Raw genomic sequence first — 419 nt, 5'->3', positions numbered from 1 at the left:
GCCGACCTGCTCGCCGCGGAGCGTCAGCGGGTCGTCCCCGGCCCGTTCGAACGCCTCCCACGACGTCTCCAGCAGCAACCGCTGCTGCGGGTCCATCGCCAGCGCCTCGCGCGGCGAGATCCCGAACAGCCGCGCGTCGAACTCACCGGCGGCGGACACGTAGCCGCCGTCCCGGGTGTTCGTGGTGCCGGGGTGCTCCGGGTCCGGGTGGTAGAGGGCTTCCAGGTCCCTGCCGCGGTCCGTGGGGAACCCGCCCATGGCGTCGGTCCCGGAGGACTGCAGGTCCCAGAGGTCCTCCGGGGTGTCGGCCCCGCCCGGGTAGGGTCATGGGTTCCGGCGGATGACGTTGGGATCGTGGTTGAGCGGGGCGGCAGGTGCGGCGGGTACCGCCGCCGCTGCCCGTCCGACGACGAGCCTTT

1 pseudogene is annotated in these 419 nt (G+C 73.7%); it reads right to left on the bottom strand.

The features are described from left to right. Nucleotides 1–321: pseudogene (locus PUR56_RS03185) on the bottom strand (beta-ketoacyl synthase N-terminal-like domain-containing protein); the annotation flags it as partial. Between the last annotated feature and the right edge of the window lie 98 nt (nucleotides 322–419).

Origin of the sequence: Streptomyces sp. BE303, assembly GCF_036290945.1 — a bacterium.
In the GTDB taxonomy this organism is placed as follows: domain Bacteria; phylum Actinomycetota; class Actinomycetes; order Streptomycetales; family Streptomycetaceae; genus Kitasatospora.
This window is presented reverse-complemented; position numbering and strand designations above follow the sequence as displayed.